Source organism: Quadrisphaera granulorum (assembly GCF_003149145.1).
In the GTDB taxonomy this organism is placed as follows: Bacteria; Actinomycetota; Actinomycetes; order Actinomycetales; family Quadrisphaeraceae; genus Quadrisphaera; species Quadrisphaera granulorum.
In genome coordinates this window covers 169,939-179,752 of sequence record NZ_QGDQ01000004.1, presented here as the reverse complement: position 1 = coordinate 179,752, position 9,814 = coordinate 169,939, and the positions used below count along the sequence as shown (strand labels likewise).

Here is a 9,814-nt window from a genome sequence, read left to right as displayed (position 1 = left end):
GCGCCGTTCTTGGTGCGGGCGGGGTTGCGTTCCCCGGGGTGCCGGTTGCGGCGGGTGCTGAGCGATCCGTTCACCGGTGACCTGATCGCGGTGGACGGGCACACCTACCCCGCGTCCTGGCTCACCACCCCCGACGATGACGGCCCCGATGACGGTCCCGCCAGCGGCCCTGGCCCTGGCCCTGGCGACGGTCCGCAGGACGACGGCGACCCCGACACCCCCGCCGGCGGCGCAGGTTCCACAGCACCAACGGCAACGCCACCGGCTACGTCACCGTCCGGCTCGCCGGGCAGCTCGCCGGCTCAGCCGTCGCCACGATCAGCGACGGGGGCTGCTGCGAGGGGCAGGGCGGGGCGCTTCCGCGGGCACCCGATCCAGCAGCTCCCCCCGAAGGCTGCTGCCACCTTCGAGACCGCTCCCGGCTGGGACAGCGGTCCCGCTAGCGACCCCGCCGCCGCCGACCCCGCCGCCGACCCCGCCGCCGACCGAGGCGACAGACGAGACGACAGCCGAGACGCCGACCCGGACGTCGGCTGGGGCGACGGTTGGGATCACGGTCCCGAACCCGACGCCGATGTCGACCTCGACCTGGACCTCGAGGTCGCTGATGCTTGCGCGGCCGGTGAGTGTGAGCCGGTCGATGCTGACGCCTGCCCCCTGAGCGCCATCGGCGGCGGCCCGCACGACCCACCGGCTGCGCTGCGCCGGTACGTCACCGCGTTGTGGGGGACCTCCACCGGGCCGGGGGACACCCTGCCGGCGGAGCAGGCCGACCTGGACCACGTCACCCCCTGGGGCCCGGGCCCTGGGCAGGGCGGGCCGACGTGTGCGTGCAACTTGGACCCCAAGTCCCGCTCCACCCACCGCCGCAAGCACGCCGCCACCGCGCCTGATGCGCCGTGGAGCGCGCGGTGGGAGCACTGGCGGTGCACCGCCGGGCACGCCCACTGGCGTTCACCGCTGGGCATCGAGCACGTCACCCGCCCGAAGCCGTACACCGACCCGGACCCGATGTACCGCGCCTGGGCGCCACCACCGCGAGTCACCGCCCCGGACACGTTCCAGCAGGCCAAGCCCGCGCTGACCTTCCCCGAGGAACCATCCTTCTGAACCGGGCGGCTCCACGGCGAGCGTCAGAGCGCCGTGCTCCACCGCCACGTCATCGTCATGACGTGCGCCTCTCCGGGCTGCACGGTGTGGGCCAGCCCGAGGGCGGTGGCGTCCGGCGGGCCGGTCTGGGGCTCCACGCACACGGCTTCATCGCGTTCGGTGAAGATGACGCCGTACTCGGCATCCGAGCTGATCTCCAGGCGCGCAACCCCGGGCCACGTGATCGTGGCTGGCCACGCGACGCCTACCAGCGCCTCGTCGATGCGGTGCCGGTTGGGAGCGCCCAGCGGGAGCGGCCCGCGGCGTCCGTCGGTGATGCCGTCGTCGTCCCTGATCATCACCGCTGTCGCCGGGTCCTCCAGCGGCACGTCGAGCTCCGCCTCGGCGCCCCCGAGGAACCGCGGGTGCCAGGGGTGCATGCCGATCCACGCGGGCATCGACCCGTCGGCGGCGGTGCCGTCGTTCCAGCACTCGAGCCGGACGTCGAGGGAGGTCGGCGTGAGGTCGTAGTGGATCTCGGCGTGACCGGGCCACGGCCAGTGCTCGCCGAGGTCGCAGCGCAGCACCGCGCGGTGCGCCTCGGCCTCCACCACCTGCCACGGCCCCCGGGCGACCGTTCCGTGGATGGCGTGCGGGGCCTTGTTCGGCGGCAGCTCCACCGTTCGCCCCTCCCACGTGAGCTGTGCATTCCGTACGCGCCCCGCCCACGGCACCATCGGGAAGCCGCCCCAGCCATGCGGGCTGTCGGTGTACCGACCGACAAGATCCAGTTCGGTCCCCACGATCAGCGAGGCGATTCGGGCCCCGAAGGCTTCATCCACGACAAGGCGCGTTGCGCCAGCAGTCAGCTCCACAGGCCCCAGCCTGGCGCACGCTGCCCGCAGGATGGGCGGATGCTCGACATCATCGACGGGGTGTTGGCCGCTGTCGACGACGGCCGACGCGTCGTCCTGGCCGTGGTGGCGCGGACCTGGTCGTCGTCGCCGCGGCCGGTGGGGTCTGCAATGGCCGTGCTCGACGACGGCTCCGCCCTCGGCAGCGTCTCCGGTGGGTGCGTCGAGGGAGACGTGTTCGCCCGCGCTGCCGACCTCGTCGAGCCGGAGCTCGTGCATTACGGCGTCAGCGACGACGACGCATTCGCCGTTGGCTTGCCCTGCGGCGGCGCGCTCGACGTGCTGCTGCGTCCCCTCGATGCGGATCTGACCCGCCGCCTGCGGGAGCTTGCCCGGGCTCGCGACGCCGGTCGCCCGGCGCGACTGGCCCTGGAGCTGCCGGAGGGCGGGACCGTGGAGGTGGCGGCGGAAGAGCCCGCGCACCTCGTGATCGCGGGGGCCAGCGCCGCGGCTGACGCCCTCGCCGCGCAGGGGCGGTTACTCCGGATGCGCGTCACCGTGGTCGACGCTCGGGAGGCGTTCGCCACGCCGCAGCGCCTCCCCTCGGCGGACGAGGTGGTGGTCGACTGGCCCCACCGGTGGTTGGGCGCGCAGGCCGCCGCCGGGCGGGTCGGCCCGACGACGTCCCTGGTGGTGCTCACGCACGACGCGAAGTTCGACCTGCCCCTACTGGAGCTGGCCCTGCGCCTCGACCTCGGCTACGTGGGCGCCATGGGCTCCCGCCGCACGTGCGCGGCCCGCCGCGAGAGCCTTCGGCAGCTCGGCCTCGGCGAGCGGGAGCTCGCCCGCCTGCATGCCCCGGTGGGCCTGGACCTGGGAGGCCGCAGCCCCGCGGAGATGGCGCTGAGCATCGCCGCGGAGCTGGTGGCGGTCCGCCACGGCCGGCGGGGTGAGCCGTTATGTCGTGGCGCCGGGCCGATCCACAGCGGTCACGAGGCCTCGGTCAACGGCTGAACGCACGCACGGCGTCGGCCTCGGCGGCGTCATACGTGCGGCCGGTCGTGGCGAGGGCCTGCCCGATCGACTCCAGTGCGGAGCGCACCTGCTCCTGCGTGGCCCGCCACTCGGCCACCACCCCCTGGAAGGAGTTCGAGGCTGCGCCCTGCCAGCTGCTCTGCAGGTCCAGCAGGTGGCGCATCATCGCGTCGACCTCGGTGCTGATGACACTCGCCGAGCCGGCCACCGCAGCGCTCGCACCCTCCACCGCGCCACTGTCGACCTGGAACCTGCTCATCGTGGACCTCCGCTGCTCATCAGCTGCCGCGCGGTGCGGCTCGCAGCAGCGACGCTAGGGACGACGGCGCTCCACCCGCTCGCGTCAGCGCCGACCTGTGGATGAACGTGTGTCATCCACAGCTTCGTCCACAGGTGTGGGCGGAGCGTGAGCGTCGCTGAGCTCCTCGACGTCCGCGCCGTCGTCGTCGTCATCGTGGACGTCCTCGAGGGGAGCATCGGCCAGCGGCAGCGCCACCTCGATGGTCGCCCCGCCTCCCGGCGTCTGCACCACACGCACGGCGCCGCCGTGGGCCTGCACGATGCCGGCGACGATCGCCATCCCCAGCCCCGCGCCACCGCCGGCACCGCGCTGACGGGAGGAGTCGGCGCGCCAGAACCTCTCGAAGACCCGGGCGGCGTCCTCCGGGGGGATGCCGGGGCCGTGGTCGACGACGGACCACACGGCCCAGCCGTCGCGCTGGCCCACCCCGAGCTCCACCGGCGTGCCAGCGGGCGTGTGGCGCAGGGCATTGCCGATGAGGTTGGCGAGCACCTGGCGCAGCTTGGCTTCGTCACCGGTGACCAGCACCGGCTGCGGCGGTGCCCCGTCGATGCCGGTGACGGTCACGGTGCGGTCCGGCGCCAGGGCGCGGGCGTCGTGGCGGGCGTCGGCGACGATGGCGAAGAGGTCGACGGGGTCACGCCGCATCGGGCGCTGCTCGTCGAGGCGCGCGAGCACGAGGAGGTCTTCCACGAGGCCGCCCATGCGCGTCGCCTCGGACTCGATGCGGCTGAACGCGGTGGTGATGTCCGCCTCCTTGCGCACGATCCCCATGCGATGCATCTCCGCGAAGCCGCGGATGGCCGAGAGGGGCGTGCGCAGCTCGTGGCTGGCATCCGCGACGAATCGGCGCATCCGGGCCTCGGACGTCTCGCGCGCGGCGAGGGAAGTCTCGATGTCGTCGAGCATCCCGTTGATGGCCGTGCCGAGGCGGCCCACCTCGGTGCCCGCGGCGTCCACGGGGACCCGCCGCGAGGTGTCACCACCGCCGAACGCCGCAGCCACGGCCTCGACGTCGCGCAGCGGCCGGAACGCACGGCGGATGCCGTACGCGCCCAGCACCCCACAGGCGACGACGACGACGAGCCCCACGAGCACGAAGTACGCGGCGACGTCCTTGAGCGTGTGCTCCACGGGCGTCAGCGACCGAGCCACCGCGATAGAGGAACCATCGGGGAGGCCTGTGGGCTTGGCGATGACGCGCCACTCGTCGCCAGTTTGCTTGTTGGTGATGGTCTGGGGCTGTCCGTTGTGCGCCTTCACCCAGGAGCTATCGATACCCGACAGGGTGAGCTGCTCACCGTTTGGCGTGGGCTTGGAGGGCACGTACACCTGGCCCTGCGATCCCGAGACCTGGACGACGTAGTCAGTGGGGGGCAGGACGGCGTCGGCGCCACGGGCGGCGCTCGGGCCGTAGTTCACCGCCGCGTTCATCGCGCTGCGCAGCTGCTCGTCCGTTTGCGCAATGAGCACGCGCTGGAGCACGAGCAGCGTCACCGTGCCGGTCAGCACGAGGGCCACCACCAGCAGGCCCGTCACGACGGCGATCAGCCGGACACGCAGCGACAGCGCGTGCGTGCGCCGGTGGACGTCGGCGTTCAGGCTGCGGTACGTCGAGCGCACGTGCTGCCTGGGCGTCGTGGGGGAGTCGGCCTCCGTCACTGCGCTGTCGTCGGCGATCAGGCGGCGGGGGGGAGGCGCAGCACGTAGCCCACCCCGCGGCGGGTGTGGATGAGCGGCTTCACCGGGTTGCCCTCGGCGTCCGTGCCGGTGTCGATCTTGCGGCGCAGGTAGGAGATGTAGGACTCCACGATCCCCGCCTCGCCGCCGAAGTCGTAGTGCCAGACGTGGTCGAGGATCTGCGTCTTCGACAGCACGCGGTTCGGGTTGAGCATGAGGTAGCGCAGCAGCTTGAACTCGGTGGGGGAGAGTTCCACGGCGTGCCCGGCGCGGTGCACCTCGTGGCTGTCCTCGTCCATCTCGAGGTCGGCGAAGACGAGCCGCCCGGCGGCCGGGTCCGCACCGGAGCCGGTGCGACGCAGCACCGCGCGGATGCGGGCCACGACCTCCTCCAGGCTGAACGGCTTGGTCACGTAGTCGTCACCGCCCACCGTGAGGCCGGCGACGCGGTCTGCGACATCGTCCTTGGCGGTGAGGAACAGCACCGGCACGTCCCGGCCGCGCTCGCGCAGGCGGCGGGTCACGGCGAAGCCGTCGAGGTCGGGGAGCATGACGTCGAGGACGACGAGGTCGGGGCGGGTGCGCTCGGCCTGGCTGAGCGCCTCCTGTCCGTCCGCGGCCGTGTGGACCTCGAAGCCGGCGAAGCGCAACGAGGTCGACAGGAGCTCACGGATGTTGGGCTCGTCGTCGACGACGAGGAGGCGGGCCTCGGCGGCTGTGCTGGTCATGAGAGGAGTCTGAACGCCGAACCTGGATGTTGTCTGTACGTCCGCTGTCAGTCGGGCGTGTGAAACGGGGTTCAGGCGCCGTCGGTGAGGTCGCGGACCTCGGCGTAACGGGCACGAACCCGCTGGCCGGCGGCGCGTGCGTCGTCGTCGAGATCGAAGACCTGCGCCGGAGCCAGCGACCACTCCGGGGGAGCGTCCGCGCCGGACAGCACCCACGCGGCTTGGCGAGCGGCGCCGTCGGCGACGTACTCGCCGGGCTGGGGAACGACGACCTGCCGGCCCAGGACCGACGGCGCCAGCTGCTGTACCGCGGCCGATCGGGCACCGCCACCGACGAGCAGCACCCGGTCGACGGTCACCCCCTGCGCCTCCAGGGCGGCGATGCCGTCGGCGAGGCCGCACAGTAGGCCCTCCACGGCGGCGCGCGCCACGTGGGCGGGCGTCATCGTGGAGAGGCGGAGCCCGTGCATCGCCCCGGTGGCCTCAGGGCGGTTGGGGGTCCGTTCGCCCTGCAGGTAGGGGACCAGGACCAGGCCGTCGGCACCTGCCGGTGCCGCGAGCGCCAGCTCGGCGAGGCCGGCGTGGTCGACACCGAGCAGCTTCGCGGTGGCGTCGAGCACCTGCGCGGCGTTGAGGGTGACGACGAGCGGCAGGTGGCGCCCCGTGGCGTCGGCGAAGCCCGCGATGGTGCCGGACGCGTCGTGCACGGCGGTCTCCGTGACCGCGCCCACCACGCCCGACGTGCCCAGGGACAGGACGACGTCGCCCTCCCGGGCGGCGAGGCCCAGCGCTGCAGCCGCGTTGTCGCCGGTTCCGGGGGCGAGCAGCGCCTCGGGGTTGCCCCACTCGGCGCTGAGGCGCCCGCCGGCTTCAGCTGGCCCGAGCACGCGCGGGAGGAGCGGGGAACGGCCGCGGAAGGCCAGCTCGAGCAGGTCACGGCGGTACTCGCCGGACTGTGCGCTGAAGTAGGCGGTGCCGGAGGCGTCGCCGGCGTCCGTGAACAGGCCGTCCAGGCCGACCGCGCCGAAGCCGCCGGCCAGGCGCCAGGTCAGCCAGTCGTGGGGGAGGCACACGGCGGCGGTCCGGTCGGCGTTCTCCGGCTCGGCATCCGCCAGCCAGCGCAGCTTGGAGCCGGTGAAGGAGGCGACGGGGACGACGCCGACGGCGTCCGCCCACGCCTGGGCGCCCAGCTCGTCGACGAGATCACGCGCGGCCTGCGCCGAGCGGGTGTCGTTCCACAGCAGGGCCGGCCGGACCACCTCGCCGGTGGAGTCGAGGCAGACCATGCCGTGCTGCTGGCCGCCGACGCCCACGGCGACGACGTCGTCAAGGCCACCCGCCTGGGTGAGCGCCTCGCGCAGAGCGCGCTCCCACTCGCGGGGGTGCACCTCCGTGCCGTCCGGGTGGGACGCGCGCCCCTCCCGGACCAGCGCGCCCGTGGCGGCGTCGCGGATGACGACCTTGCAGGACTGCGTCGAGGTGTCGATCCCCGCAACCAGCTTCATTGCCATGGAGACAGTCTGCCGCCCGGCGCTGCCGGGTCGAGGTGGAGGTCATCGGCGGCGCTGCGGATGTGACGCTCCACGAGTTCGGCGGCGAGCTCGCCGTGGCCTGCGGCCACCGCGTCGTAGATGGCCCGGTGCTCGGCGCGCAGCTGGTCCGAGACTGCCTCCCAGGAGGTGCTGCGCTGCATGGCCGCGAGGATCAGCCCGCGCAGGGCCGTGCGGATGGACACGGTCAGGGCCGCGGAGACGGCGCTTCCCGAGGCCTCAGCGAGCCCAGAGTGGAAGGCCGTGTCGGCGGCGTTGAAGTCCTCCCGACTGACGCCCGGCGCCTCCATCCTCTCGAGGGCCTCGCGCATCACGGTCATGCCGTCCTCGGCATGAGAGGTGGCGGCGCGTGCCGCGCTGGCGCGCTCCAGCACCACGCGGGCGTCGACGACGTCCTCGAGGGCGAAGTTGGACAGCGCGATGTGCAGGCGCAGGAATCGGGTGAGCGCCTCGCGGGGGACGGGGGTGACGAAGGTGCCTCCATCCACGCCGGGGCGCGAGCGCAGCACGCCGTGGCTTTCGAGCACCCGCACCGCCTCACGTACGCCAGCACGGCTCACGCCGAGGCGTGCGGCGAGTTCGCGCTCGGGAGGCAGGAGGTCTCCCACCGTCAGTGCACCGGCGGCGATCTGCTCCTCAATGGCGCCGATCACCAGCTCGTGGGCGCTGGCGCGCCTTAGCGGCTTCCAGTCAGGGCCTGAGGGATCCGAGGGCACCGCCCCTTGATAGCAGGCGCTCAGGAGCGGTCACGACCTCAGACCGCCGAAGTGGTTGACCGCGCACCTGGTTATAAGTACTGTCCATCTAGCGGTCAGACCAATGAAACGACGACGTTTCGGGAGCCCCTCCATGACGCACCTCCAAGACCTCGCCCCTCTCGGCAGCCTCGGACTGTCAGCGGCCGTGGCGGCGATGCCACTGCTCACCGTGTTCGTCACCCTCGGCGTGCTCCGCTGGAAAGCCCACTGGGCCGGCCTGTCCGGGCTGACCGTGGCGGTTCTCGTCGCCGTCGGCGCCTATGGGATGCCCGTCCCCCTGGCCGGCCTGTCGGCGACGCAAGGTTTCGCGTTCGGGCTGTTCCCCATCATGTGGATCGTTCTCAACGCCATCTGGCTCTACGAGCTGACCGTCCGCAGCGGCCGCTTCGAGCTCCTGCGGCGTGTCATCGACGCCGTCTCCGACGACCCGCGTCTCCAGGCGATCATCATCGCCTTCGGCTTCGGCGGCCTGCTCGAGGCGCTCGCCGGGTTCGGCGCCCCGGTCGCTATCACCGGCGTCATGCTCCTCGCGGTCGGGTTCACGCCGATGCGCGCCGCCGTGGTCGTTCTGCTGGCCAACACCGCTCCCGTGGCCTTCGGTGCGGTGGGCATCCCGATCATCACCGCCGGGAATCTCACCGGTATCGACTACCACGAGATCGGCGCCGTGGTGGGGCACCAGACCCCACTCATCGCCGCCGTGGTGCCCGCCCTGCTCGTGCTCATCGCCGACGGCCGCCGCGGTCTGCGCGAGACCTGGCCCGCCGCCGTCGCCGTCGGGCTCAGCTTCGCTGTTGCGCAGTGGTTCGCGGCGACCTACATCTCGGTGGAGCTCACCGACATCGTTGCCTCCCTGGTGGGTGTGGCCGCTGCCGTCGTCCTGCTCCGCTTCTGGAGGCCCTCGGGCACCGCGGCGGCCCGAGAACGACTGTTGGTGGAGCGCGAGCGCGAGCGGGTCCTCGTCGGGGCCACGGCCGGTGGGTCGGCCGGCTCCACGGCCGGTGCCGGGACACCGGAGCGCCTCACACCGGCCGTCGTGGTCAGCGCCCTCTTCCCCTACCTGCTCGTGGTCGTGGTCTTCGCTCTCGCCAAGCTCTGGACGCCACTGAAGGAGGCCCTGGTCGGTACCGACATCAAGGTGCCGTGGCCGGGTCTCGACGGCGCCGTCCTGAACGCCGCGGGCATGCCGATCACCTCCACCGTCTACACGCTGCCGTGGCTCTCCTCGGCGGGGACTCTGCTGCTGGCCTGTGGTGTGATCGTCGGTCTCGTGCAGGGGTTGCGCCTCGGCGAGATCGGCCGTGCCTGGGCGGGGGTGGTGGTCAAGCTGCGCTTCTCGATGCTCACCGTCGGGTCAGTACTGGCCCTGGCCTACGTCATGAACCAGTCGGGGCAGACCCTCACCATCGGCGCGTGGATTGCGGGGGCCGGGGCGGCGTTCGCCTTCCTCTCCCCGGTGCTCGGCTGGCTCGGTACGGCCGTCACCGGTTCCGACACCAGCGCCAATGCGTTGTTCGCCACCTTGCAGCAGAGCGCCGCCGAGCGCATCGGCCTTGACCCGACGCTGCTGGTCGCCGCCAACACCTCCGGCGGGGTCGTCGGCAAGATGATCAGCCCGCAGAACCTGGCTATCGCCGCGACGGCGGTGGGCCTGGTGGGCCGCGAGTCCGAGATCTTGCGCCGCGTCATCTGGTGGAGCCTCGGCATGCTCCTCGCCCTGTGCCTGCTAGTGGGCCTGCAGTCCAGCGTGCTCTCCTGGATGCTCCCGTGACCTGGCGCACCCCTGACCGATCCGCCCACGACCCCCTCGAAAGGTGAC

At 72.6% G+C, this 9,814-nt stretch carries 8 protein-coding genes and 1 pseudogene; 3 read left to right on the top strand and 6 right to left on the bottom strand.

Annotated elements, in window-relative coordinates; genetic code table 11:
- Positions 1-1,110, top strand: a pseudogene (locus BXY45_RS05460) (hypothetical protein); the annotation flags it as partial.
- A gap of 23 nt (positions 1,111-1,133) precedes the next feature.
- Here BXY45_RS05460 and BXY45_RS05455 read toward each other — a convergent pair.
- Positions 1,134-1,964, bottom strand: a complete 831-nt coding sequence (locus tag BXY45_RS05455; RefSeq protein WP_281270555.1) for an aldose 1-epimerase — start codon at positions 1,962-1,964, stop codon at positions 1,134-1,136.
- Positions 1,965-2,003: 39 nt separating this feature from the next.
- Here BXY45_RS05455 and BXY45_RS05450 point away from each other — a divergent pair, with 39 nt between their 5' ends.
- Positions 2,004-2,957: an XdhC family protein gene (locus tag BXY45_RS05450; protein ID WP_109773300.1), complete on the top strand. Its 954-nt coding sequence runs from the start codon at positions 2,004-2,006 to the stop codon at positions 2,955-2,957.
- On the opposite strand, the gene BXY45_RS05445 is transcribed toward BXY45_RS05450, so the two are convergent.
- From BXY45_RS05445 to BXY45_RS05425, 5 genes are all read right to left on the bottom strand, one after another.
- A complete protein-coding gene (locus BXY45_RS05445) occupies positions 2,947-3,237 on the bottom strand; it encodes a WXG100 family type VII secretion target (RefSeq protein ID WP_109773299.1) in 291 nt (96 codons plus the stop codon). The genes BXY45_RS05450 and BXY45_RS05445 overlap by 11 nt on opposite strands.
- A gap of 84 nt (positions 3,238-3,321) precedes the next feature.
- Complete coding sequence (locus BXY45_RS05440; RefSeq protein WP_109773298.1) at positions 3,322-4,941, bottom strand: sensor histidine kinase; 1,620 nt, start codon at positions 4,939-4,941, stop codon at positions 3,322-3,324.
- 17 nt (positions 4,942-4,958) lie between these two features.
- Positions 4,959-5,687: a response regulator transcription factor gene (locus BXY45_RS05435; RefSeq protein WP_109773297.1), complete on the bottom strand. Its 729-nt coding sequence runs from the start codon at positions 5,685-5,687 to the stop codon at positions 4,959-4,961.
- A gap of 71 nt (positions 5,688-5,758) precedes the next feature.
- Positions 5,759-7,192: a xylulokinase gene (gene xylB / locus BXY45_RS05430; RefSeq protein ID WP_109773296.1), complete on the bottom strand. Its 1,434-nt coding sequence runs from the start codon at positions 7,190-7,192 to the stop codon at positions 5,759-5,761.
- Positions 7,189-7,953, bottom strand: coding sequence for a FadR/GntR family transcriptional regulator (locus BXY45_RS05425; RefSeq protein WP_109773295.1), 765 nt, complete (start codon positions 7,951-7,953; stop codon positions 7,189-7,191). Before BXY45_RS05425 ends, xylB begins: the two co-directional genes overlap by 4 nt.
- 133 nt (positions 7,954-8,086) lie before the next feature.
- Between BXY45_RS05425 and BXY45_RS05420 the strand changes: the two genes are divergently transcribed.
- Positions 8,087-9,766 carry an L-lactate permease gene (locus BXY45_RS05420; protein WP_109773294.1) on the top strand — a complete coding sequence of 560 codons (1,680 nt, stop codon included), beginning with the start codon at positions 8,087-8,089 and terminating at the stop codon, positions 9,764-9,766.
- Positions 9,767-9,814 lie beyond the last annotated feature (48 nt).